General features: G+C 73.2%; 25 protein-coding genes. 15 read left to right on the forward strand and 10 right to left on the reverse strand.

The genetic code is table 11. The annotated features are described in order from the left end of the window. From ACQEVZ_RS45125 to ACQEVZ_RS45145, 5 genes are all read right to left on the reverse strand, one after another. Window positions 1–924, reverse strand: a complete 924-nt coding sequence (locus tag ACQEVZ_RS45125; RefSeq protein WP_433379681.1) for an RNA polymerase sigma-70 factor — start codon at window positions 922–924, stop codon at window positions 1–3. Then, window positions 921–1,835, reverse strand: a complete 915-nt coding sequence (locus ACQEVZ_RS45130; protein WP_433379684.1) for an NAD-dependent epimerase/dehydratase family protein — start codon at window positions 1,833–1,835, stop codon at window positions 921–923. The genes ACQEVZ_RS45125 and ACQEVZ_RS45130 overlap by 4 nt, the downstream gene beginning before the upstream one ends. 726 nt (window positions 1,836–2,561) lie before the next feature. Beyond that, entirely contained in the window at window positions 2,562–3,113 is a 552-nt protein-coding gene (locus ACQEVZ_RS45135; protein WP_433379687.1) for a hypothetical protein, read from the reverse strand. Window positions 3,114–3,194: 81 nt separating this feature from the next. Beyond that, the gene (locus ACQEVZ_RS45140; RefSeq protein ID WP_433379690.1) at window positions 3,195–3,830 is read right to left on the reverse strand and encodes a class I SAM-dependent DNA methyltransferase; all 636 of its coding nucleotides are present in this window, start codon (window positions 3,828–3,830) and stop codon (window positions 3,195–3,197) included. Window positions 3,831–3,860: 30 nt separating this feature from the next. Further along, window positions 3,861–4,298 carry a hypothetical protein gene (locus ACQEVZ_RS45145; RefSeq protein WP_433379693.1) on the reverse strand — a complete coding sequence of 146 codons (438 nt, stop codon included), beginning with the start codon at window positions 4,296–4,298 and terminating at the stop codon, window positions 3,861–3,863. Window positions 4,299–4,357: 59 nt separating this feature from the next. On the opposite strand from ACQEVZ_RS45145, the gene ACQEVZ_RS45150 reads away from it, so the two are divergent. From ACQEVZ_RS45150 to ACQEVZ_RS45175, 6 genes are all read left to right on the forward strand, one after another. Then, window positions 4,358–5,320 (forward strand): aldo/keto reductase, encoded by a 963-nt coding sequence (locus ACQEVZ_RS45150; protein WP_433379696.1) that lies wholly within the window; start codon window positions 4,358–4,360, stop codon window positions 5,318–5,320. Window positions 5,321–5,435: 115 nt separating this feature from the next. After that, window positions 5,436–5,993 carry a hypothetical protein gene (locus ACQEVZ_RS45155; protein ID WP_433379699.1) on the forward strand — a complete coding sequence of 186 codons (558 nt, stop codon included), beginning with the start codon at window positions 5,436–5,438 and terminating at the stop codon, window positions 5,991–5,993. Between the two features lie 28 nt (window positions 5,994–6,021). Continuing rightward, complete coding sequence (locus ACQEVZ_RS45160; RefSeq protein WP_433379702.1) at window positions 6,022–6,621, forward strand: hypothetical protein; 600 nt, start codon at window positions 6,022–6,024, stop codon at window positions 6,619–6,621. A gap of 59 nt (window positions 6,622–6,680) precedes the next feature. Further along, entirely contained in the window at window positions 6,681–7,307 is a 627-nt protein-coding gene (locus ACQEVZ_RS45165; protein ID WP_433379705.1) for a TOPRIM nucleotidyl transferase/hydrolase domain-containing protein, read from the forward strand. A gap of 19 nt (window positions 7,308–7,326) precedes the next feature. After that, window positions 7,327–7,488, forward strand: a complete 162-nt coding sequence (locus ACQEVZ_RS45170; RefSeq protein WP_433379708.1) for a hypothetical protein — start codon at window positions 7,327–7,329, stop codon at window positions 7,486–7,488. A 102-nt stretch (window positions 7,489–7,590) separates the two neighbouring features. After that, a complete protein-coding gene (locus ACQEVZ_RS45175; RefSeq protein WP_433379711.1) occupies window positions 7,591–8,295 on the forward strand; it encodes an MIP/aquaporin family protein in 705 nt (234 codons plus the stop codon). An 11-nt stretch (window positions 8,296–8,306) separates the two neighbouring features. On the opposite strand, the gene ACQEVZ_RS45180 is transcribed toward ACQEVZ_RS45175, so the two are convergent. Then, on the reverse strand, window positions 8,307–8,807 hold the full coding sequence (locus ACQEVZ_RS45180) for a MarR family winged helix-turn-helix transcriptional regulator (RefSeq protein WP_433379714.1): 501 nt from the start codon (window positions 8,805–8,807) through the stop codon (window positions 8,307–8,309). 74 nt (window positions 8,808–8,881) lie between these two features. Here ACQEVZ_RS45180 and ACQEVZ_RS45185 point away from each other — a divergent pair, with 74 nt between their 5' ends. From ACQEVZ_RS45185 to ACQEVZ_RS45205, 5 genes are read left to right on the forward strand one after another with little or no spacing between them, the layout of a single operon-like run. Then, the gene (locus tag ACQEVZ_RS45185) at window positions 8,882–10,132 is read left to right on the forward strand and encodes an MFS transporter (protein WP_433379717.1); all 1,251 of its coding nucleotides are present in this window, start codon (window positions 8,882–8,884) and stop codon (window positions 10,130–10,132) included. A gap of 45 nt (window positions 10,133–10,177) precedes the next feature. Further along, complete coding sequence (locus ACQEVZ_RS45190; RefSeq protein WP_433379720.1) at window positions 10,178–10,699, forward strand: RNA polymerase sigma factor; 522 nt, start codon at window positions 10,178–10,180, stop codon at window positions 10,697–10,699. After that, a complete protein-coding gene (locus ACQEVZ_RS45195) occupies window positions 10,696–11,385 on the forward strand; it encodes a hypothetical protein (RefSeq protein WP_433379723.1) in 690 nt (229 codons plus the stop codon). Before ACQEVZ_RS45190 ends, ACQEVZ_RS45195 begins: the two co-directional genes overlap by 4 nt. Further along, window positions 11,382–12,158, forward strand: a complete 777-nt coding sequence (locus ACQEVZ_RS45200; RefSeq protein WP_433379726.1) for an ATP-binding cassette domain-containing protein — start codon at window positions 11,382–11,384, stop codon at window positions 12,156–12,158. The genes ACQEVZ_RS45195 and ACQEVZ_RS45200 overlap by 4 nt, the downstream gene beginning before the upstream one ends. Continuing rightward, window positions 12,155–13,555 (forward strand): hypothetical protein, encoded by a 1,401-nt coding sequence (locus ACQEVZ_RS45205; protein ID WP_433379729.1) that lies wholly within the window; start codon window positions 12,155–12,157, stop codon window positions 13,553–13,555. The genes ACQEVZ_RS45200 and ACQEVZ_RS45205 overlap by 4 nt, the downstream gene beginning before the upstream one ends. Window positions 13,556–13,569: 14 nt before the next feature. Here the strand turns inward: ACQEVZ_RS45205 and ACQEVZ_RS45210 are convergent, their stop codons facing one another. Beyond that, on the reverse strand, window positions 13,570–14,775 hold the full coding sequence (locus ACQEVZ_RS45210; RefSeq protein WP_433379732.1) for an RNA-guided endonuclease InsQ/TnpB family protein: 1,206 nt from the start codon (window positions 14,773–14,775) through the stop codon (window positions 13,570–13,572). Window positions 14,776–15,002: 227 nt separating this feature from the next. Between ACQEVZ_RS45210 and ACQEVZ_RS45215 the strand changes: the two genes are divergently transcribed. After that, window positions 15,003–15,575 carry a hypothetical protein gene (locus ACQEVZ_RS45215; RefSeq protein WP_433379735.1) on the forward strand — a complete coding sequence of 191 codons (573 nt, stop codon included), beginning with the start codon at window positions 15,003–15,005 and terminating at the stop codon, window positions 15,573–15,575. Here the strand turns inward: ACQEVZ_RS45215 and ACQEVZ_RS45220 are convergent. Beyond that, window positions 15,565–17,172, reverse strand: a complete 1,608-nt coding sequence (locus ACQEVZ_RS45220; RefSeq protein WP_433379738.1) for a methyl-accepting chemotaxis protein — start codon at window positions 17,170–17,172, stop codon at window positions 15,565–15,567. The genes ACQEVZ_RS45215 and ACQEVZ_RS45220 overlap by 11 nt on opposite strands. A 146-nt stretch (window positions 17,173–17,318) precedes the next feature. On the opposite strand from ACQEVZ_RS45220, the gene ACQEVZ_RS45225 reads away from it, so the two are divergent. After that, window positions 17,319–18,407: an NADH:flavin oxidoreductase/NADH oxidase gene (locus tag ACQEVZ_RS45225; protein ID WP_433379741.1), complete on the forward strand. Its 1,089-nt coding sequence runs from the start codon at window positions 17,319–17,321 to the stop codon at window positions 18,405–18,407. On the opposite strand, the gene ACQEVZ_RS45230 is transcribed toward ACQEVZ_RS45225, so the two are convergent. Then, window positions 18,402–19,877 carry a glycoside hydrolase family 43 protein gene (locus tag ACQEVZ_RS45230; protein ID WP_433379744.1) on the reverse strand — a complete coding sequence of 492 codons (1,476 nt, stop codon included), beginning with the start codon at window positions 19,875–19,877 and terminating at the stop codon, window positions 18,402–18,404. The genes ACQEVZ_RS45225 and ACQEVZ_RS45230 overlap by 6 nt on opposite strands. Before the next feature lie 167 nt (window positions 19,878–20,044). Here ACQEVZ_RS45230 and paaZ point away from each other — a divergent pair, with 167 nt between their 5' ends. Next, window positions 20,045–22,081 (forward strand): phenylacetic acid degradation bifunctional protein PaaZ, encoded by a 2,037-nt coding sequence (gene paaZ, locus ACQEVZ_RS45235; RefSeq protein WP_433379747.1) that lies wholly within the window; start codon window positions 20,045–20,047, stop codon window positions 22,079–22,081. A gap of 114 nt (window positions 22,082–22,195) precedes the next feature. Next, window positions 22,196–22,825, forward strand: coding sequence for a TetR/AcrR family transcriptional regulator (locus ACQEVZ_RS45240; protein ID WP_433379750.1), 630 nt, complete (start codon window positions 22,196–22,198; stop codon window positions 22,823–22,825). Between the two features lie 19 nt (window positions 22,826–22,844). Here the strand turns inward: ACQEVZ_RS45240 and ACQEVZ_RS45245 are convergent, their stop codons facing one another. Further along, a complete protein-coding gene (locus ACQEVZ_RS45245) occupies window positions 22,845–23,198 on the reverse strand; it encodes a hypothetical protein (RefSeq protein WP_433379753.1) in 354 nt (117 codons plus the stop codon). Window positions 23,199–23,294 lie beyond the last annotated feature (96 nt).

Consider the following 23,294-nt stretch of genomic DNA (forward strand, 5'->3'; position numbering starts at 1 on the left):
CTACTGTCCGGTCTGGCGGGCCCGCTTCACCTCGCGGGCGAGGGCCCAGCCGTCCGCGACCGGGCCCAGGTGCGTGAGCTTGTCGGGGTTGACCACCGAGCGGATCGTCTGGATCCGGCCGTCGAGCACGTCCAGCGACACCGTGCCGGCGACGTTGCCGTTCCCGTCGCGGAAGACGGCGCCGGGTTGGCCGTTGATCTCGCACTGCTCGACGCCCAGGTCGGCGCGGAACACCGCCGGGAAGTACGCGGCGAGCAGGCGCGCCACCTTGTCGGCGCCGAAGATCGTGTTGGCCAGGGCGGGTGCCTTGCCGCCGCCGTCGCCGACCATCTGCACGTCGGCGGAGAGCAGCTCGCGCAGCGCGTCGACGTCGCCGTCGTGGAGGGCGTCGAAGAACCGGGCGGCGAGCTCGTCGCGTTCGCGGCGGTCGGCCTCGAACCGGGGGCGTCCGACGTCCATGTGGCGGCGGGCCCGCACAGTGAGCTGCCGGCACGCCGCCTCGGACCGGCCGACGGCGGCGGCGACCTCACCGAAGCCGAACCCGAACACCTCCCGCAGCACGAACACCGCCCGCTCGAGCGGCGTCAGGCGCTCCAGCAGCAGCAACGCCGCCATCGACACGGAGTCGGCGAGCTCGGCGGCGCGTTCCGGGTCGTCGTACGGGTCGGCGAGCAGCGGCTCGGGGAACCACTCCCCCACGTACGCCTCCCGCCGCACCCTCGCGGAGCGCAGCACGTCGATCGAGATCCGCGTGACCACCGCCGACAGGAACGCCTTCGCCGACGCGGGCCGGGTGCCCGTCTGCTCGTAGCGCAGCCAGGTCTCCTGGACCGCGTCCTCAGCCTCGGCGACGCTGCCGAGGATCCGGTACGCGATCGCGAACAGCAGCGGCCGCAACTCCTCGAACTCCTCGACCTTCGTCATGCCACCGCCTCCTTGAAGCCCTGCCGCCATGACGGGTACCGCAGCTTCCAGCCGAGCTCCCGCTTCGCCTTCGCGTTGGAGAAGCCGCGGCCTTCGACGAGCGCGCCGACGGCCATGTCCCCGGCGACGAGCTTCGCCAGCCACACCGGCACCCGCCGCGGCGGCTTGGCCCCGACGCACTCCGCCAGGTACGGCAACCACGCCGCGACCGGGGCCGGCTCGTCGTCGACGATGTTGAAGATCCCGTGCGCCCGCCGCTCGACGGCGAGGACGGTGGCGGCCGCGGCGTCGTCGACGTGCACCCACGAGAAGTGGCCGGTGCCGCGCCCGACGATCGGCACGAGCCGCTTGCGGACCAGGTTGACCTGGTCGTCGTGGGAGCCGGCGCCGTAGAAGCCGCCGTAGCGCAGGATCGCGCCGCCGGCCGCGACGACCGCCGACTCGAGGTGGTTGATCGCCTTGGTCCCCTCCACGACCACGAGCGGGTCGTCCTCGGTCTTCACCCAGCCGCCGTCGCGCCCGCCGTTCATGCTCGCGTGCCCCTGCGCCACGATGTGCGCGCCGCCGACGGCCTCGGCCGCGGCGAGCAGGTGGTCGATACCTTCGCTGCGCAGCCGGTTGGTGAGCGCGAAGAACCGGTCGGGTCGCCGCGGGTTGGGCTTGCCGGAGTGCCCGGGCGACAGCGCGGTCATCTGGTGCACGATCGCGTCCGGCGCGGCCGCCGCCACCGCCTCGCCGACGGCCGCCGCGTCGAGCCCGTCCATCACGACCCCCTTCGCGCCGAGCCCTTCCAGCAGCCCGATCTTCGCCGCGGTCGTGGTCGTCGCGGTCACCTGGTGCCCGCGCGCCACCAGCAGCGGCACCAGCCGCCGCCCCATGACCCCGGTCCCGCCTGCCACGAACACTCGCATGACGCCGTCCTCCTCGTCCGCTTCCTCTGTACTCCACTCTGGGACGAGACAGCCCGCCGCCCTGTGACACCGTGTCGGTTCCCGATGCTCCGGGATCGACGTCCCTTCCTGCCCGGGACGCGGCCGGCGACGCTGCGGGCGGTCGCCGATGTGGCGGCAGCCGGCACCGCGCGCCGTACAGCGGCGCCGAAGGGAGACGAATGAGCGCGCAACGCGTCGCCGCACCTCACAGGTTGCGGACGCCCGGCTGGGTGGCCGTCGCCGCCCTGACGATCGCCGGCCTGGCCCACGCGTTCTTCCTCGTCCGGAACCTGCGGGGCCTGGGGGACGTGTCCGGCAAGGTCGTCGCGCAACGGACCCAGATCAGCCTCGGCTGGTCCATCGAGGGCGAGCCCGGCCTGCAGTTCATCGCCGTCGCCCAGGCGCTCACCCTGGTCGCGTTCGTCGTCTGGCTCTACCTGGCCCACGACAACTCCGGCCGGCGCGACAACCCCCTCGAGTGGCACAAGCGCGGGCGGTCCCGTCTTCACCGCAGACCAGCGAGGCGCCCGCGAGTTCGTGCTGCGCTGCCTGGGCATGCTCGCATCAGCCGACCGGAACCCGACCGTGCTCACGTTCGACACGATCCACGCACTCATCAAGAACCTCGTGCAGCCGAAGCGCACCTTCTTCCGCCGCCGCTGAGCGATCCTGCTGCGGTGGGTTCGATCCGGCCGGCCGGTTTGTCTACGAGGGACGCCTGCCTCGCCTGGCGGCCAGCACCGCCAGGCCTGCCGTGATGGCGATCAACGACCCGGCGATGACGGCCGATGACGGCCAGTCGTCGACCTCGCCGGCCTCGTGCGGATCGATCCGCCCACTGGGATCGACCAGCACGTCGACCTGGTCGCCGGGCTGCCAGTACGGTCCGGTCGCGGTCAGGCGACCGGGAATCGGCCGGCCAGCCGCGTCGACGAGCTGATACCGCCACTCGTGGCTGGTGCCTGACCTGGTGTGCACCGTGACGTCAGTGCTCGTCGCAACCACCGCTGTCGTCGGACGCCCCCGCACGGAGAGCACCATCGTCGGGACGAACGTGAACAGCACGGCCGACGCCAGAAAGCCGGCGACCACGGCGGCCACGACCAGCATCGGGGCGGCCCATCGCCCGGCCAGGACGACGATCGGCACGACGATGCCGATGGTCCCGACCAGAAACACCGCTTCCGCACGCGCGGCGGTCAGGCCGACGATGCCGGCGAGCGCGGCGGCGCCGAACATGAGGACCAGCGGCCCCATCAACAAGCTGACGCGAACTGCGAGGATCCGACCACCCTCCGCCGCGCCCACAAGGATCAGCGTAGATCATCGCCGGCGCCGTCAGGCGTGTGCGATGAGCATGCCGCCGGTAACGGTGTCGGTCAGGTGGTGCAGCAGCTCGACGTCGGTGTGGAGGCCCGCCTCGGTCAGCCAGCCGGCGACCCGCTCGATCGGGCGGCGGTGGACGTGCACCTTCATCGGGTGGCCGCCGTAGCCTTCGGTCTTCAGCACCGTGGTGTCGCCGACGTAGAAGCCGACCAGCACCACCCCGCCGTCCCGCAGCACCCGCCGGAACTCGCCGAACGCCTGCCGGACCGCGTCGTCAGGCACGTGGATGATCGAGAACCAGGCGAGGATGCCCTGCACCGACCCGTCGGCGAGGTCCAGGCCCGTCATCGAGCCCACGTCGAACCTGACCCCAGGATGGTCCTGCCGCGCGACCTCGACCATGCCCGGGGACAGGTCCACACCCGACGCGTCGAGGCCCAGTGTTCGCAGGTGGGCGGTGACTCGGCCGGTACCGCAGCCGACATCGACGACGGGCCCGCCTCCGGCGCTCAGCACCAGCTCCGCGAACATCGCCAGCACGTGCCGCACCACCGGCTGCCCGTCCAACGCGTCCTTCAGCATCTCCCCGTAGCTGACCGCGACCGTGTCGTACGACGCCCGCGTGTCCGTCACCCAGTCCGGCTCCACGCCGCCCGACGCTACCGCACGGCTGGTCCGTCAGCCGCGGAACGGGGGCAGGCCCAGGGCGGTGAGGAAGTCGTCCACCTTGTCCTCGACGAACGGGGAGCGGTCCTCGTCCTCGTCGGCGTCCTGGGGGTCGTCGGTGGCGAGGTACGGCAGCAGGGTGGCGGCCATGGTGTCGCGGTCGGCGTCCGGGGCGGACGGGTTCAGGCCCGCCCGCCAGGCCGCCAGGCCGGCGGCCTCGCGGGGAGCGTCGGTGGGTGGGCCGGCGTCGGGCATGCCGAAGTACACGCCGGGCGTGTAGCCGACGAAGGCGATGCCGGTGCCCGGGCCCGTGGGGCGGTACGTGAGCGCGGCGAAGTCGCTGTCGTGGATGTCGACGTGCAGCCACGGGCCGGTCAGTGCCCGCGCGGCGGAGCGGTCGGTCTCGGTCCAGGACTGGCCGTCGTACAGGAAACCACCGAAGAAGCCCACGGCGGCATGATCGCACGTGGCTTGACCTGGAGCGCGCTCCAGGTGTCAGGGTCGGCGGTATGGACGATGTGACGCAGGTGCCGCTGGTGCTCGGGGCGATGATGTTCGGGACGACGATCGACGAGCGGACGTCGTTCGCGCTGCTCGACCGGTTCGTCGAGCGGGGTGGGGTGTGGGTCGACACGGCGGACTGCTACGCGTTCTGGGCCAGTGAGAGCGGGCACGGCGGGGACAGTGAGCGGGTCATCGGGCGGTGGTTGAAGGCGCGGCCCGGCACGACGGTACGGATCGCGACGAAGCTCGGCGCCGAGCCGGTCGAGCCCGGGTCGTGGCCGCAGCGGCGGGCGGGGCTGTCGCCGGCCGCGGTGCGCAAGGCGTTCGACGGGAGCCTGGAGCGGCTCGGCGTGGAGCGGGTCGACCTGCTGTGGCTGCACCAGGAGGACCGGTCGGTGCGGGTCGAGGACACCGTCGACGCGCTGCAGGGCCTGGCCGCGGACCGGTTCGGGGTCTCCAACCACCCGGCGTGGCTGGTGGAGCGCGGTCGCGCGCACGCACAAGCGACCGGCGCGAAGCCGTTCGACGCGCTGCAGCTCAACGCGACCTACCTGCGGCCGCGGCCCGGCACGCTGCCGCCGGGGGTCGTGCACCGTTTCGGGGTGCTCAGCGACGAGCAGGCGGACTACGCCAAGGAGCACGGCATGGACGTGTGGGCGTACACGCCGCTGCTGTCCGGTGCGTATGACAACCCGATGAAGCCGATTCCCGACGTGTACGACCACCCGGGCAACACCGCGAGGATCGCCGCCCTGGACGCGGTGGCCGCCGGGACCGGGGCCGCGCGCGGTCAGGTGGTGCTGGCGTGGCTGCTCAGCCACGGGCTCCGGCCGATGCTGGGCGGCAGCAAGGTCGACCAGCTCGACGCGGCGCTCGACGGCGTCGCGCTCACGCTCAGCGCCGACCAGCTGGCCCGTCTCGATGCCGCCGACCGGTTCGACTGGGCCGACCCGTACGCCGGCCAATGAACGCTACAGCCGGTCGAAGGTCAGGTCGAAGTCCTTGCGCCACGTGACGCCGCCGTCCTCGGAGGCGTCCCAGTGCCCGGCGACGCGGTCGGGGGTGACGGTCTACAGTGTCGCCGTGTCAGAGTCAGTCTGCGTGACGGCGGCGGTCAGGATCGAGCATTCCCGGCTGCGGGCGTACCTGAACGCGCCGGTCGAGCCGGCGTCGGCCTGGTCGCCGGCGGAGTGGGCAGGTGTCACCGGTGGGCAGGAGGACCGCGACGAGCTGCCCGCCGCGATCGCCGAGTGCGACTCGTGGCTCGACGGCGACCATGCCGACGTGCTGCTCGACCTCGTCCAGGATGGTTTGCTGCTGCGGTACGACGAAGCCACCGCCGCGCTCGTCGTCGAGTTCGAGTCGCGGGCCGACTTCCGGCTGCCGACCCTGCTGTGGGCGTGCACGGTGCTGCGCGGGATGGCGGCGTGCATGACGGACGGCGACCGCGGCGTCGTCACCGTGACGACCGACTGGCGCGACGACAGCGTCGTGCTGCAGCTGACGCCGGGCGGTTCGGACTTCCTGGCGCCCGGTGCGAGAGCCGAGGTCCGCGGCTGGGAGATCGACGTCCGCGCGGACGCCGAGGACGCCGACCCGGACGAGGAGCCGGACGAGATCATCAACCGCCTGATCGGCTGAGGGTTACCCTCCAGTAGGCTCACCGGCCATGCGACGCAGCGCCCTCCTCGGCTGGATCCCGCCGGCCATCATCACCGTGGCGATCGCCGTCTATGCGGGCGGCGTCATGACGGGCCGCTGGGACCCGAACCCCACCCGCGCCGACGCCGACGTGGTGCCGAAGGTCGACTCGACCGACCCGGAGATGCGCAAGTCGCAGGAGCTGTGCCCGTTCGCCGACCGCCGCGAGCTCCTCGACATCCTCGAGCCGGGGGCGAAGGTCAAGGGCATCGGCACCACGTACGACCCGGGCGGCGACTCCCACCAGTGCACCGTGTCGCTGCAATACGCGTCGCTGCGGCTGAACGTGGCGCACGACCGGCTGCGGGTCGCGGACTACCAGGGGCTGTTCGAGCAGGCGCAGCCGCGGACCGTGCTGGGCCGCCCGGCGCTCTGGCTCCTCGACCCCGTCCCGATCGTGAACATCCCGCTGAAGAGCGCGTCGCTGCTGGTCGCCTGGGACCCCACCGACCCCGGCGGCACGGCCTCGATCGCGATCATCCGCGAGTCGCACGACCCGGGCGACGAGGCCCGCGCCACCCAGATCGCCGAGCGCATCCTGCCGGCCCTGCCGGGCTGGCCGGGCTGACGGCGGCCGCCGGAAAATTCGGTGGCGCGGACCGCGGTCGCGGGCGTTGCATCGAGCAGGTGGACGACGCGGAGCTGAGCGGCCCGGAGGCCGGCGTGGTGGCGACCGCCCGGGCGATGGCGAAGGTCGAGGGCGCCGCGGCGATCCTGCTGGTGGAGGGCCTCAGCGACCAGATCGCCCTCGAGGCCCTGGCCAGGCGCCGGGGCCGGGACCTTGACGCCGAGCGGGTCGTGGTGCTGCCGGCCGGCGGCGCGCACGCGGTCCCGAGGTTCCTGGCGAGGTTCGGTCCGCAGGGTGTACGACTGGCGGGCCTGTGCGACGCCGGCGAGGAGCACGTCTTCCGGCGCGGCCTCGCCCGGGCAGGGATCGGCACCCCGGCGACGCGTGCGGAGATGGCGACGCTGGGGTTCCACGTGTGCGTCGCCGATCTGGAGGACGAGCTGATCCGCGCGATCGGCGTACCGGCGATCGAGGGCCTCCTGGACGAGCACGGCGACCTCGGCCCGTTCCGCACCATGCAGCACCAGCCCGTCTGGCGCGACCGCCCACCCGAGGCGCAGCTGCGCCGCTTCTTCGCCAGCGGCTCCCGCCGCAAGCTCCGCTACGCCGGCCTGCTCGTCGAGACGGTCGACCTCGACCGCGTCCCCCACCCCCTCGACGCCGTCCTCACCAACACCCGCCCGTGACGGGGTGGCGTCTGTCCCGATGTCGAAGATCCTGACAACCGGCATGTCAGGAACGGGCAAGTCGTCGGCGCTCAGCGAACTCGCCCGCCCTGGTTACCGCGTCGTGGACACCGACGATCCTGGCTGGCGCGAATACCGCGGGGAGTGGCTCTGGGTACTTCGTGAGCGCTGGCTGGCCTAACTGAGGCCGGCGGGGGCAGGAGGTCACCACGCTCCGCCTGCCTGCCTGCCGGTCTGGGTCGCGGCACCGGAGCGGGACCCGTCTGTGCCGAGGAGGGCAGTCATGCACAAGCACGCCGCCTACATCACGGAGATCATCGGGACGTTCTTCCTGGTGTTCACGGTCGGCACGAGTGTGTTGACCGGGACGCCGCTCGCTCCGCTGGCCATCGGCGCGGTGCTCATGGTCATGGTCTACGCGGGTGGCCACGTCTCCGGTGGGCACTACAACCCGTCGGTGACCACCGGTGTCCTCGTCCGGCGCAAGCTGGCGCTGCCCGACGCGATCGCCTACTGGGTCGCGCAGGTCGTCGCGGCGGTGGTCGGCGCCGTCGTGACCCGGTGGGTGGTGAATCCGCGCAACATCGCTTCACTGCAGCTGTCCGGCCGGGAGCTGTTCACGGCGCTGCTGGTCGAAGTGCTGTTCACCTTCGCGCTGGTGTACGTCATGCTCAACGTGGCCACGAGCAAGACCAACCCGAACAACTCCTTCTACGGCCTGGCGATCGGCTTCACGGTCGCCGCGGGCGCCATCGCCGTCGGCCGGATCTCCGGTGCCGCGTTCAACCCGGCGGTCACCGTCGGCGTCTGGCTGATGGGCCTGCTCACGTGGTACACGGCCGTGCTCTACATCGTCGTCCAGCTGCTCGCCGGAGCCGTGGCCGGCGCCGTGTTCCTCGCCCTGAACCCCGACGAGCTGCCGGCCAGGCCCGTGCCCGAGGAGGAGCTCACGACGGTCCCGGCGGCCGATCGGCAGGCCGGACCGTAGGCACGGAGGCGCTACTGGGTCTCCGTCGCGGTGGTGAGCTTCTTCAGCAGGCGGTTGAGGGTGGCGAGCTCGCGCTCGGAGAGGGCGCCGAGGAGCTCCTCCTCGGCGCGACCGCGGAGCATCATCGCGCGGCGCCAGATGGCGACGCCGGCGGTGGTGGCCTCGATGTCGACGCTGCGGCGGTCGGTGGGGCTGGGGGTCCGCTTGATGTAGCCGGCCTTCTCCAGGGTGTCCAGGCGGCCGGTCATGCCCGCCGGGGAGACGCCCAGGTCGTCGGCGAGCGCGCGCGGTGAGGCGTGGCCGGGGGTGTCGCGGACCATCAGGTGGTGCAGCGTCTCGTACTCGAACTGCTGCAGCCCCACCTCCGCCGCGGCGGTCTGGATGGTGTCGCGGAAGTGGCGGGAGATCCGGGCCAGGCGCACGGTGGCGGCCTCGATCGCGTCGTCGAACGGGATGTCGATCCAGTGGTCGCGCCAGCGGGCGACGTGACGGTCGGCGAAGTCCTGCCCCATCCCGGCATCGTAGCATTCGTTCGCTGGCGAATAGTTCGTTGACAAATAATTCGCCAGCGAAATACCGTCGGAACATGCTGGACGTCCTCGACATGCAGGCGAAGAACCCGACGAGACCGTGGGACTCGGTGCCCTTCCGGTGGCTGCTCACCGGGCGGACGCTGATCGGGCTCGGGTCGGCGATCACCCCCGTGGCGATGGCCCTGGCGGTGCTGCACCTGGGCGGGTCGGCGACCGAGCTGGGCCTGGTCGTGGCGGCGTACGCGCTGGTCGACGTGGTCACCACCCTGTTCGCCGGGGTGCTCGGCGACCGGTTCTCCCGCGCGCTGCTCATGCGGGTCGCCGCCACGCTCTCGTGCCTGTCGCAGGCCGCCGTCGCGGTGAGCCTGGCGACCGGTGCGGCGACCGTGCCGATGCTGGCCGTCATGAGCGCCCTCAACGGCGGCCTCGCCGCGGTCGCCGGCCCGAGCTCCCGCGCCGTCGTCCCGCAGACCGTGCCGGCCGCGGCGCTGCCGACCGCCGTGTCGGTGCTGCGCCTGTCGCAGAACACGGCGATGATCCTCGGCTTCAGCCTCGCGGGCCTGCTTGTCGGGCTGTTCGGGCCGGGCTGGGCGATCGCCGTGGACGCCGCGACGTTCGCCGCCGGCGCGGCCTGCTTCACCGCCATGCGCGTGACGGGGCAGGACAAGGCCGAGGCCCGCTCGATGCTCGACGACCTGGCCGGCGGCGCCCGTGAGGTCCTCCGGCACACGTGGCTGTGGACGCTGCTGGTCCAGGCGCTGATCTACCACCTGGTCTACGGCGGCGTGCAGGGCGTCCTCGGGCCGGTCCTGATGACCCACCGGTTCGGCGACGCCGCCTGGGGCTGGGCCCTCGCCGCGCTGATGGCCGGCTTCATGGTCGGCGGCGTCGTCACCCTGCGGTACCGGCCGCGCCGCATGCTGCTCGCCGGCACCGCGTTCCTCGCGCTGACCGCCTGCTTCCCCCTCGCCATGGCGCTGCCGGTGCCGCTGCCGGTGGTGATGGCGGGCGCGTTCCTGCACGGGCTCGGCCTGGAGGTGTTCAGCGTCAACTGGGACCTGGCCATCCAGCAGCAGGTCGCACCCGACAAGCTCGCCAGGGTGTTCGCCTTCGACCAGGTCGGCTCGTTCGTGATGCGCCCGCTCGGCCTGGCGCTCACCGGACCCGTCGCGGCGGCGGCCGGCGAGCGCACCTGGCTGCTGGTCGCGGCGACCGTCATGGCCGCCACCGTGCTCCTGTCGTTGGCGCCGTCGTCGGTACGACACCTGCGACGGCAACCGGAAGAACGGCAAACGGAAAACTGAGAGCATCGGCGAACCTGACGCCGCCGACACGCAACAGAGTAGGTGATGGAAGACGATGCGCTGATCGCCGCGATAGCCGGCGGCGACGACACCGCGCTGCGGGTGCTGTTCTCACGGCACGCGCCGTGGCTGGCCGCCCGGCTGCGCGCGGCGCTGCCCGCCGCCGACGTCGAGGACGTGCTGCAGGAGACGTTCCTCGGCGCGTGGCGGGGCGCCGGGAGCTACCGGCGGGAGGGCGCGGGCGGCTGGCTGTGGGGCATCGCCCGGCGGCAGGCCGCCCTGTGGCTGCGCCGGCGCGGCCGCCCCGAGACGGTCCTCGCCACGGTCGAGGAGCAACCCGACCCCATCGACGCGGCGCTGTCCAGGGTCGAGCTGGCCGGCGCCGTCGAGACCCTCGGACCTGAGGGCAGCCCGCAGCGCGAGACGTGGCGGCTGATGTACGAGGAGGACCGCACCGTGGCCGAGGTGGCCGAGCTGATGGGTGTCCCGGCGGGCACCGTGAAGAGCCGCGCGCACCAGATCCGCCGGCTGCTGCGGGCCGCGCTGCAGGGCGGAGGTGCACAGTGACTGAGCCTGACGACGTCGACCTGGGTCGCGTCTGGGTCGGCGTGGCCGCGCAGGTGTGGCGGCGACGGCCGGGCCCTGTGGAGCGGCTCGCCGGGCGGCTGCTGCGCTCGGCGGGGCTGGCGCGGGCCCTCGTCACCACACCGTCGCTGCTGCTCGGCTGGGTGATCGCCACGGTCGTCGTGCTCGCCGCCGGGGTCCTGGCGACGCGCGGGACCGGGACGCCGTACGTCGCCCTGTGCGCACCCGCGGTCGCCGCCGCCGGCATCGCCTACGCGTACGGGCCGGGCATCGACCCCGCGTGGGAGCTGTCGTGCAGCATGGCGGTCAGCGACCGGCTCGTGCTGCTGGTCCGGGCCCTCGCCGTCTTCGGGCTCAACGCGCTGCTCGGCCTCGGCGCGTCGGTCGCGTCCGGCACTGCCACGGCGGTCACGTTCGGCTGGCTGGTCCCGATGACCGCGGTGTGCGCCCTCGCCCTCGCCGCCGCGACGCTCGCCCGCTCGGCGAACGCCGGCGTGGCGGCGGGCGTCGCCGGCTGGGTCATCACCGTCCTGTCGGGGCGGGTCGCCGCCGGACGGATGACGGCCGCGGTCACCGAGGCCGCGCTGGTCGTCCCGTACCTGACGGTCGCCGCCTGCTGCGCGGCCGTCGCGCTCTTCGCCACCCGGATCACGAGAGAGGCGTCATGAACGTCGAGATCACGGACCTGACCCGGCGGCTGGGCCGCACCCAGGCGGTGGCCGGGGTGACGCTGGCCGCCGGCCCCGGCGTCGTCGGGCTGCTCGGCCCGAACGGGGCCGGCAAGACCTCGCTGCTGCGGATGCTCGCCACGGTACTGCCGCCGTCGTCGGGCCGGATCCGGCTGCTCGGCCTGGACCCCGGCGACCACCGGGAGCGCCGGCGGATCCGGCGGCGGCTCGGCTACCTGCCCCAGCACCTCGGCTACTACCCGGGGTTCACGGTCGTGGAGTTCGTCGAGTACTTCGCGCTGCTGAAGGAGATGCCGGCCGCCGCCGTGCCGCGCGCGGTGGCCGCCGCCGTCGAACGGGTCGGCCTGGGCGGGCAGGCCCGCGCGAAGCTGCGGACGCTCTCCGGCGGGATGCTGCGCCGGGTCGGCATCGCGCAGGCGATCGTCAACGAGCCCGACCTGATCCTGCTCGACGAGCCCACCGCGGGCCTCGACCCGGAGCAGCGGGTCTCGTTCCGGGCGCTGCTGCGCGACCTCGGCGGGACCGGCACCGTCATCGTGAGCACGCACCTGGTCGAGGACGTCGGCGCCGCCTGCACCGACGTGGCGCTGCTGCGGCAGGGGAAGCTGGTCTTCCGGGGCACCCCCGGCGAGCTGACCGCGCGGGGCGAGGGCACCGACGCCGCCGGCGACGCCCCGCTCGAACGCGGCTACAGCGCCGTCCTCGCCGCTGCCGCGCAGGCGGGCACCGACCCGGCGCAGGCGCGGCCGTGACGGCCCGGTTGCTGCGGCTGGAGCTGCGCCGCAACGCGATGGTGTGGATGCTGCCGCTGCTCGGCCTGCTGTTCTGGCTCGTCGCGTTCCGGCGCGGCGTCGCGTACCCGCCGCTGTGGAACATCCGCGCGACGAGCATGCAGACCGCCGCCGTGTCGGTGTTCGCGCCGAGCGTCGTCGGGGTCGCGGCGTGGATCGGGTCGCGGGAGGGCCGCCACGGCATGACCGGCCTGCTGACCTCCACCGCCCGGCCGAGGTGGGCCCGGCAGGTCGTCGCCTGGGCCGCCACCACCTGCTGGGCGCTGCTGGCCTACCTGGTGTGTGTCGGCGTCCTGTACGGCGTGACCGCCGCGCAGGGCGCGTGGGGCGGGCCGCTGTGGTGGCCCGCGATCGTCGGCGCCGCGAGCCTGCCGGCGTTCGCCGCGGCCGGGTTCGCCGCCGGGGCGTTGCGCCCGAGCCGGTTCACCGCACCCGTCGCCGCCGTCGGCGTGTTCCTCGCGCTGCAGCTCACCGTCCAGCTCATCCACGGCGACCGCTCGCACTGGCAGATCTCGCCGCTGGTCGCGAACCCCTGGAACCTCGGCGCCGACCAGGGGGTGGCGACGTTCTACCGGTACCTGCCCGACCTGCCGATCGCCCAGCTGCTGTTCCTCGCCGGGTGCACCGCGGCGCTGCTCGGCGTCGTGGGCCTGCCGGCCGGGTCCGGCGGGCCGTGGCTGCGCCGGTCCGCCGCCGCCGTCACCGCCGCCGGGCTGCTCGCCGCCGGGACCGCCGCCGCCCTGGCCGGCACCGCGCGGATCGACCCGCACGGGATGGTCGCCATCCCCGTCCTGCACCGCGCCGCCGACGACCGGCCGGTGCCCTACACCCCGATCTGCGGGGGCGCGCCGGTCCCGGTGTGCCTGCATCCGGCGTACGCGGTGTACCTGCCGGCCGCGGTGGAGGCGCTCGCGCCGGTGCTCGGCGCAATGGCCGGGCTACCCGGCGCACCGGTCCGCGTCACCCAGGCCGCCACGACCTACCGGTCCGGGCCCGGCGGGATCGGCGTGGCGCGATCCGGCGAGGCGTGGAGCCGGACCCCGACGGAGTACCGGCTGCTGCTGCCGAGCCAGCTGCCGGGGCGGACGCTGACGCTGGAGCAGGTCGCCGCGGCGGTACGGGCGGACGCCGGCCACGACATCGTCGCCTCGGTCATCGGCGCGGCCCGCGACGCCACCCCGGCGCAGGACGCGGTCGTCGCCGCCCTGCTCGGCACCCCGGCGTCGGTGACCGACCCGGACGCGGCCGCGGCGGCCCAGCGGCTCGCCGCGCTGCCGCCCGACGCGCGACGGGCCTGGCTCGCCGATCACCTGGACGCGCTGCGCGCCGGCACCCTCACCGTGGAGCAGCTGCCTTGACAGTCCTCCCCGCCCTAAAGGGCGGGGATTCCCTGGGTCACCCCAGGGGGTTCCTGCTTCACCGACGACTGCCTCGTCCGAGAGGACTCTCGTTGAGGTCTTACACCGCCTCCACAGGCGATCACGGAGAGCCCCTCCGCGAGGATGTTGCGGGCCGCGTTGACGTCACGGTCGTGGGTGTGCCCGCACCGGCAGGTCCACGACCGCACGTGCAGCGGCATCCGCTCAGCGAGCGCACCACAGGTCGAGCACAGCTTGGACGACGGGAACCAGCGGTCCACGGCGACCAGGGTGCGGCCGTGCCATCCGGCCTTGTATTCGAGCATGGTGCGGAACTGCCGCCAGGCCGCGTCGGAGACGGCTCGGGCGAGGCGGTGGTTTCGGAGCATGTTGCGGACGGTCAGGTCCTCGATCACGATCGTTTGGTTTTCACGAACGAGTCGAGTGGTCAGTTTGTGCAGGTGGTCACGGCGCCGGTCGGTGATCCGGGCGTGGACGCGGGCGACCTTCAGCCGTGCCTTGGCCCGGTTCGCGGAGCCGTTCTCCTTGCGGGCGAGGTTGCGTTGGGCTCGGGCGAGTGCGGCCCGGTCGCGGCGCTCATGCTTGGGGTTGGTGACCTTCTCCCCGGTGGACAGGCAGAGCAGGCTGTTGAGCCCTGCGTCGACACCGACCGCACCCGTGGCCGCAACGTCGGGGATCACATCGTCGCAGAGCAGGGACACGAACCAGCGGCCAGCGGTGTCCTGGGACACGGTCACCGTGGACGGCGAAGCCCCCTCGGGCAGGGGACGCGACCACACGATGTCCAGGGGTTCGGTCATCTTCGCCAGGGTGAGCCGGCCGTCGCGCCAGCGGAACGCGCTGGTCGTGTACTCCGCCGAGCGGCGCGACCACTTCCTGGACTTGAACGTCGGATACTTGGCACGCTTCGCCCAGAAGTTCGTGAACGCCACCTGCAGGTGGCGCAGCGCCTGCTGCAACGGCACGCAGGAGACCTCGTTGAGGAACGCCAGTTCCTCGGTCTTCTTCCACGCGGTCAGCATCGCGCTGGTGGCGTTGTAATTGACCCGTTCCTGGCGCAGCGTCCACGCCTCGGTCCGGGCCTGCAACGCCAGGTTGTAGACCAGTCGGACACACCCGAACGTCCGAGCAAGCTCGGCGGCCTGCCCGGGGGTCGGGTAGAAGCGGTACCTGAACGCCCGCTTCACAGTCCCGGACACGGCCCACACGATAACGGCCTGGATGGTGAACCTTGCGGTGACACCCGGGCAAACGTCTATCCGCCTTGGCGGCGGATCGGCTTTCCCTGCCCTGCTCCGCAGGAGTTCCGTTTCCTCCCCGGCCTGAAGGCCGGAGTATCCACGGAAGGAATCCGATGACCCCGCCTGGGCAATCCCGCGCCAGACGCGGCTCAGCGCAGTGGTGGCGGGGCGCCGGGGGTGGCGCGGTGCGGCTGGTGTGGCTGCACGCGGTCGGGCGGCGGGTGCCGGGGGCGCTCGCGGTGATCCTGGCCTGCGCCGCCGGGCTGCGGGTCGCGCTGCTGTGGCAGTGGAAGGACTACGGGGCGCTGCAGCTGCCGCTGCTGTTCGAGACCGGCTGCGCGGCGGCGATCGCCGTCGCCGCCGCCAGCCCGTTCGGCGAGCCGGAGCGCGCCGCCGGCGGCCGGCTGCCGTGGCTGCGCCTCGGCAGCGCGCTCGCGCTGACCGCGGTCGCGTCCGGCGCGCTGCTCGCGGCCGGCGGCACGCTCCGGGGCGTGCGTGACCTGGCCGGCCTGGTCGGCGTCGGCCTGCTGTGCGCGGTCCTGCTCGGCGGCGCCCCCGCGTGGGCCGGGCCGCTCGGCTACGCCATGGCCGGCGTGTACGCCCTGTACACCCAGTGGCACGCCCCGGCCCTGACGACACCGTGGATCTGGCCGGGGCGCCCGGCCGGCGACGTCGGCGGTGCGGTCTGCGCCGCACTGGTGTTCGCCGCCGGGACGGCCCTGTTCACGTGGCGCGGCGCCCGCGACATCAGTACCTGAAGCTCGCCACCAGCGTCGACAGCTCCGAGGACATCCGGGCCAGCTCGGCCGTCGTCTGCTGGGACTCGGTGACGCCCTGGCTGGTGACGCGGGACGCCTCGGCGACGCCGGTCATGTTCGCGGCGATCTCGCCCACGCCGGCGGCGGCCTCCGCGACGCTGCGGCTCATCTCGCCGGTCGTGGCCGTCTGCTCCTCGACCGCCGACGCGATCGTCGTCTGGAAGTCGCTGATCCGGCCGATGACCTGCGAGATCTGCTCGATCGCGGCGACCGCGCCGGTCGTGTCGGCCTGGATCGCCTCGACCCGCCGGGCGATGTCCTCGGTGGCCCGGGCGGTCTCCTGCGCGAGGTCCTTCACCTCGGACGCGACGACCGCGAAGCCCTTGCCCGCGTCGCCGGCCCGGGCCGCCTCGATCGTGGCGTTGAGGGCGAGCAGGTTGGTCTGCTCGGCGATGGACGTGATCACCTTGACGACGTTGCCGATCTCCGCCGACGACGCACCGAGCTTGTTCATCGTCGTCGACGTCGACTCGGTGATCGTCACGGCATCGGACGCGACGCGGGCCGCCTCGGTGGCGTTCAGCGAGATCTCCCGGATCGACGCGCCCATCTCCTCGCTGCCGGCCGACACCGTGTCGACGCTGCGGGACACCTCCCCGGCGGCGGCGGACACCGCCTGCGCCTGCACCGAGGTCTCCTCCGCCGACGTGGAGATCTGCGTCGTCACGCCCGACATCTCCTCGGCGGCGCTCGCGAGCGACGTCGCCGAGCCGTCGATGGTGAGCACGGTCTGCCGCAGCCGGACCAGCGCGTTGTCCAGCGCCTGCCCCATCCGGCCCAGCTCGTCGCGGGTCTGGAGTCCGGTGGTGCGGGTGAGGTCCCCCGCCGACAGTGCCTCGCACACCCCTTGGACCCGGTTCAGCGGCCGCACGACGCCCCGCGCGACGATCAGCCCGACGCCGAGCGCGAGCGCGAGCCCGACGACCAGCAGGATGATCGAGTTCCGGCGGCTGCGCTCGTAGCCGGAGCGGGCCGAGGCCGCGGACTTGGCGGCGTCGGCGTTCTCCGCGTCGTTCAGCTCCGCGATGTCCTTGTTGAGGGTCGTGACGATCGGCTGGACCTCCGTGTCGCGGGTCTTCTGCCACGACTTGTAGTCGTTGTTGACGCCGGCGGACAGCTGCTTCGCCTTCACCAGCTGCACCCAGCTCTGCCAGGTGGCCGCGAGGTGGTCGATGGTCGTCGGGTTGCCCGCGGGGAGGCTCTTGCGGTACGCCTCCATCGCCGCGTCGAACGCCTTCAGGTCGTCTTCGAACATCCCGGTGTACTTCGCCACCGTGTCCGCGTCCTGCGAGATCGCCTGGTTGGCCAGGTCGACCCTGGCCTGCGCCGCGGACGCCTTGATCTGCCCGATCGCGGTGACGCTCGCGACGTTGCTGCGGTAGATCCGCTGCGCCGTGTCGCTGGTGTCGGACAGCGACAGCAGCCCGGTCACGCCGACGGCGAGCGCGACCACGGCGGCGACACCGATCGCGAAGAGGATCTTGACGCGGACGCTGAGGTCGGTGAACCAGTTGTGTGTTCCGGCAGGCGAAGTCACCAGGGGCCTCCGAAGTACGAATGAACTCACCCCACCGTACGAAACGCGGCCTTTGCCCGAAGGCGATTCGCGATCATCGCCCGCCCGGGGTGTTGCCTTCGTCATACGGTGGAAGACGCGGCGCCGGCCGGTGTGTTGGCGGCGACATGAGCCGACTCTTCGCTCCGGTGACCCTGCGTGGCGTCACGTTCCCCAACCGCGTCTGGGCGGCGCCGATGTGCCAGTACTCGTCCGCCGACGGGCACCCCACCGACTGGCACCTGGTGCACCTCGGCGGCATCGCCCGCGGCGGCGCCGGCGCGGTCATCGCGGAGGCGACCGCGGTGCGCCCCGACGGCCGGATCACCCCGCAGGACGCCGGCATCTGGAGCGACGGGCAGGCCGCCGACTACGCCAGGATCACCGCGTTCATCCGCGGCCAGGGCTCGGTCCCCGGCATCCAGCTGGCCCACGCGGGGCGCAAGGCGTCGACGTTCGCGCCGTGGCGGGGCAAGGGCAGCGTGCCGGCGACCGAGGGCGGCTGGCCGACCGTCGCGCCGTCGGCGGTGCCGTTCGACGGCTTCGCCACGCCCGCCGAGCTGTCCACCGGCGAGATCGGCGCGCTCGTGCGGGACTGGGCCGCGGCCGCCCGGCGCGCGGTCGACGCCGGCTTCGAGGTCGTCGAGGTCCACGCCGCGCACGGCTATCTGCTGCACGAGTTCCTGTCCCCGCTGTCCAACCTGCGCGCCGACGCCTACGGCGGCGACCTGGCCGGCCGGTCCCGGCTGCTGCTGGAGGTCGTCGACGCGGTCCGCGGCGCGGTGCCGGACCGGCTGCCGCTGCTCGTGCGGGTCAGTGCCACCGACTGGGTCGAGGGTGGTCTCACCGTCGACGAGGTCGCCGAGGTGGCCGCCGTCCTCGCCGGGCACGGCGTCGACCTGGTCGACGTGTCCAGCGGCGGCAACCACGCCGGCCAGCAGATCGTCGTCGGCCCCGGCTACCAGGTGCCGTTCGCCCGGGCGGTCCGCGAGCGTTCCGGCCTGCCGGTGGGCGCGGTCGGGCTCATCACCGAGCCCGCCCAGGCCGAGAAGATCCTCGCCGAGGAGTCCGCCGACGTGGTCTCGCTCGGCCGCGCGCTGCTGCGCGAGCCGTCGTGGCCGCAGCGCGCCGCGCTGGAGCTGGGCGACGACGTCGCGTGGCCGCCGCAGTACCGCGCGGGCCGACCGGCTGTTCCCGTCGTGATCCCCCGTTCATAGCCCGCCGGCGTAGTCGAACCAGTCGAACCGGACGGTGCCGTCGGCGCAGTACATGCCGATGACCCGTCCGGTGAAGCCGCCGGCGACCTCCGTCGACAGGTAGCGGCCGTCGAGCGTGGCGAGCGCGGTGAAGGTCCCGTCGGCGCCCTCCACCCCGAACGCCAGGACGTCGGGTCCGCACCGGGGGTCGTCGGTGGATGCGGGCGCCACGTCGACGCCGAGGACGACGGGTCCGTCCGGCACCGGGCAGGACGCCACCTCGGCGCGCAGCGGCCCGATCCGGGCCAGCACCTTCGCGGTACCGGCGAACACCTCGATCTCGTAGTGGTGGGCCTCGTCGAGGCGGACCACGAGACCGCCGCGGCCCTCCCCCGGGTCGAGCAGCGTCCTGGCCTTGCACGCGAGGTGCTGCTGGCGCCGGGCGACGAGGGTGACGTCCAGGTCGTCCAGCGACCCGCCGGCCGCGTGCAGCGTCAGCCAGCCGGGCCGGTCCGGGCTCGTGGAGGGCGGCCGCCGCAGCGAGACCCACCGCGGATGCATGGGGCCGTCGAAGTCGTCGCGGACCGGCTCGGCGGCGGCGGGGTACAGCGGCCAGCCCACGGCCGGCAGGTCCAGGGTCAGCGGACCGGCGACCGGCCAGCCGTCGACCCAGCGCACCGGCGCGAGGTGCGTCTCCCGGCCGAGGACGTGCCAGCCGGGTGAGCCGCCGCCGGGGCGCACCCCGAGCAGCACCATCCACCAGGAGCCGTCGGGCGCCTGCACGAGGTCGGCGTGGCCGGTGTTCTGGATCGGGTGGTCGGTCCCCCGGTGGGTGAGGATCGGGTTGAACGGGCACGGTTCGAACGGCCCGGACGGCGACGGGCCGCGCGCGACCGACACGGCGTGGCCGCGCTCGGTGCCGCCCTCCGCCAGCAGCAGGTACCAGTGGTCGCCGATCCGGTACAGGTGCGGCGCTTCCGGCGCCTTCGCCCCCGGCGTGCCCGACCAGATCCGCTGCGGTTCGCCGAGCACGGACCCGGTCGCGGTGTCGAGGCGCACCTGGGAGACGCCGGCGACCGTGCACCAGCAGGTGCCGTCGGCGTCCCACGCGAGGTCGGGGTCGATGCCGGCGACGTCCGGCAGCGGGATGGGCTCCGACCAGGGCCCGGCCGGGTCGGTGGCGGTGTAGAGCTGGTTGCCGCCGGCGCTGACGTTGGTGACGACGAGCCAGAACCGGCCGTCGTGGTGGCGCAGGGTGGGCGCGTAGAGGCCGCCGGAGGACCGGGTGCCCGGCGGCAGTGGCAGCTGGCTCGGCCGGTCGAGCGCGTTGCCGATCTGCGTCCAGTGCACCAGGTCCCGGCTGTGAAAGATCGGCACGCCGGGGAAGTACTCGAAGCTGGAGCAGGCCAGGTAGTAGTCGTCGCCAGCCCGGCAGACGCTCGGGTCCGGGTGGAAGCCGGCAACGACTGGGTTGCTCAGGTCGCTCGTCATGCGGTGACCCTTCCAAGGCGTTGACAGTGGGGCCTGGGCGGGGGTCTATTATTCGACTGAACGTTTGGTTAGTTTTCGTTGCTTGTCCGCTGGCCTTCCGTTGGTCCAGTTCCGCTGGTCTTCCGTTGGTCCAGTTCCGTTTGGTCTCGTTGGTCGAGGAGAGCCGCATGCCCAGTCCGATGCTCCGGAGCCACGTCCTCGGCGCCTGGCACACCGCTGACGACGACGGCAAGGCCGTCCACGACGCGGTCACCGGCGAGGAGATCGCGCGGGTCAGCTCCAGCGGCGTCGACTTCGCCGCCGCCCTCGACTACGGCCGGCGCACCGGCGGCCCGGCGCTGCGGGAGCTCACCTTCCACCAGCGCGCCGCCCTGCTCAAGGCGCTCGGCCTGCACATCCGCGAGCAGCGGGAGCGGCTCTACGCCGTGTCCGCCAGGACCGGGGCGACGCTCGGCGACTCCAAGTTCGACGTCGACGGCGGCATGGGCGTCCTGCTCTCGTACGCCAGCAAGGCCAAGCGCGAGCTGCCCAACGACACGGTGTACGTCGACGGCCCAGTCGAGCCGCTCGGCAAGGGCGGGACGTTCCTCGGCCAGCACGTCTGCGTGTCGCTGCGCGGCGTCGCGGTGCAGATCAACGCGTTCAACTTCCCGGTCTGGGGCCCGCTGGAGAAGTTCGCGCCGGCATTCCTGGCCGGCGTCCCCACCATCGTCAAGCCGGCCACGCCGACCGCGTTCCTCACCGCCGAGCTCATCGAGGTCATCGTCGAGTCCGGCATCCTGCCCGCCGGCGCCCTGCAGTTCGTCGCCGGCGGCCTCGGCGACACGTTCGACCACCTCACCGGCCAGGACCTCGTCTCCTTCACCGGCTCCGCGTCGACCGCACAGCTGCTGCGCACCCACTCCGCGCTGGTCCGCAACGCGGTGCGGTTCAACGCCGAGGCCGACTCGCTCAACCTGTCGGCGCTCGGCCCCGACGCCGTCCCCGGCACGCCCGAGTTCGACCTGTTCGTCAAGGCTCTCGTCGCCGAGATGACCGTGAAGGCCGGCCAGAAGTGCACCGCGATCCGGCGGGCCTTCGTACCGTCAGGGCTGGTCGAGGCCGTGGTCGAGGCGGCGACCGCCCGGCTCGCGAAGACCGTCGTCGGCAATCCGGCCGCGGAAGGTGTACGGATGGGCGCCCTCGCCAGCCTCGACCAGCGCGACGAGGTCCGGCGCAGCGTCGGGGCGCTCACCGGCGCCGGCCGGATCGTCTACGGCGACCCGGAGAAGGTCGACGTGCTCGCCGCCGACCCGCGGCGCGGCGCGTTCCTGTCCCCGATCCTGCTCGTCGGCGACCCCGACCGGGCCGAGCCGCACGAGGTCGAGGCGTTCGGCCCCGTCGCCACCGTCATGGCCTACGACACCACCGACCAGCTCGTCGAGTACGCCGCCCGCGGCCAGGGCAGCCTCGCCGGCTCGGTCGTCACCGCCGACACCGCGTTCGCCCGCGACGTCGTCCTCGGCGTCGCCCCCTGGCACGGCCGACTGCTGATCCTCAACGACCGCGACGCCAAGGAGTCCACCGGCCACGGCTCGCCGCTGCCGATGCTCGTCCACGGCGGCCCCGGCCGCGCCGGCGGCGGCGAGGAGATGGGCGGCATCCGCGGCATCCTGCACCACATGCAGCGCACCGCCGTCCAGGCCGACCCGGACACGCTAGCCGCGGTCACCGGCCGCTGGGTCGCCGGCGCGCAACGGCACGTCGACGACGTCCACCCGTTCCGCAAGAACCTCGCCCAGCTGCGCCCCGGCGACACCGTCGTCGCCGGCCCGCGCCGCGTCACGCAGGAGGACGTCGAGCACTTCGCCGAGTTCACCGGCGACACGTTCTACGCCCACATGGACGCCGAGGCCGCCGCCGCCAACCCGCTCTTCGGCGAGCGCGTCGCGCACGGGTACCTCGTCGTCAGCCTCGCCGCCGGCCTCTTCGTCGATCCCGACCCGGGCCCCGTCCTGGCCAACTTCGGCGTCGACTCGCTGCGCTTCCTGTCCCCCGTCAAGTTCGGCGACGAGCTCACCGTGACGCTGACCTGCAAGCAGATCACCCCGCGCGAGTCCGCCGACTACGGCGAGGTCCGCTGGGACGCCGACGTCACCCGCCAGGACGGCGAGTCCGTGGCGAAGTACGACGTGCTCACCCTGGTCGCGAAGCCGGCCGGGTGAGCGTCTCGGGCCGCTCCGGCCGACGCCGCAGCGCAGCGGGGGCGGCGGCATGAGCGGCCAGCTTCGCGTCTCGGCCCGCTCAGGTCGACGCCGCAGCGCGGCGGGGGTGGCGGCATGAGCGACGCCGTCGAGCTCGGGCAGCGCCCCGGCCGCGGCCGCCCACCCCGGTACAGCCGCGACGAACTGATCGCGAAGGTCGTCACGGTCTTCAACGAGCGCGGCTACGAGGCCACCTCCATGGAGGACCTCGCCCGCGCGACCGGCCTGAACAAGTCCTCCTTCTACCACCACTTCACCGGCAAGGAGGAGCTGCTCGGCCTCGGCGTCGGCCGCGCCCTCGACGCCCTCACCGCGGTGCTCGCCGAGCCCGGGTCACTCTCCGGCCGCCCGGCGCAGCGTCTCGAACACGTGCTGCGCCGCACCGCCGAGGTCCTCCTGGCCGAGCTGCCGTACGTCACCCTCCTGCTCCGCGTCCGCGGCAACACCACCGTCGAGCGCGACGCCCTCCACCGCCGCCGCGACCTCGACACCCGCGTCGCCGCCATGGTCCGCGCCGCCGCCGACGCCGGCGAGATCCGCGCCGACATCGACCCCCGCCTCGCCACCCGCCTCCTCTTCGGCATGGTCAACTCCATCACCGAGTGGTACCGCCCCGACCCCTCCCGCCCTTCCCCCGCCCCCGACATCGCCTCCGCCGTCGTCACCCTCACCCTGCACGGCCTCTCCACCCAGCCCGCCCCCTGAACCGCGCCACCGCGACCTGCTACACCGGTGAGTCCCGCAGCTTGGCCGCCACCGCACTGACCATGCCCCAGCCGTCGTATCTGACGTGCGTGGCATCGGCCGGCCGCCAGCCACGGTCGAGCGCCTCATCCAGCAAGGCCCGCACCACTCCAGGCCGGTGCAGGTTCAGGTAGTCCTCGCCGCGGACCACCCCACCCGAGTGCAGGACACCGTCCGGCACCAGCCGCCCCGTCCCCGTCTTGAACACCACTTCCAAGCGCCCCCGCGCCCCGTCCTGCCACACCGCCAACCGCTCGGTGCAGTCGCGGTACAGCGACCCCCCACCCACACTCTCGACACGGTGGTGATGCGCCAGTGACCACCCGTACGTCACCGAACCGACCATCAGCACCCGGGCACTCTTCCGACGAGGCACCACGGCAGCCTAGGCGAAAGGACCGCCTCGCCGTCCGTCACCGACCCCATCCCG

Origin of the sequence: Dactylosporangium sp. CA-152071 (assembly GCF_050936335.1) — a bacterium.
Lineage (GTDB): Bacteria > Actinomycetota > Actinomycetes > Mycobacteriales > Micromonosporaceae > Dactylosporangium > Dactylosporangium maewongense.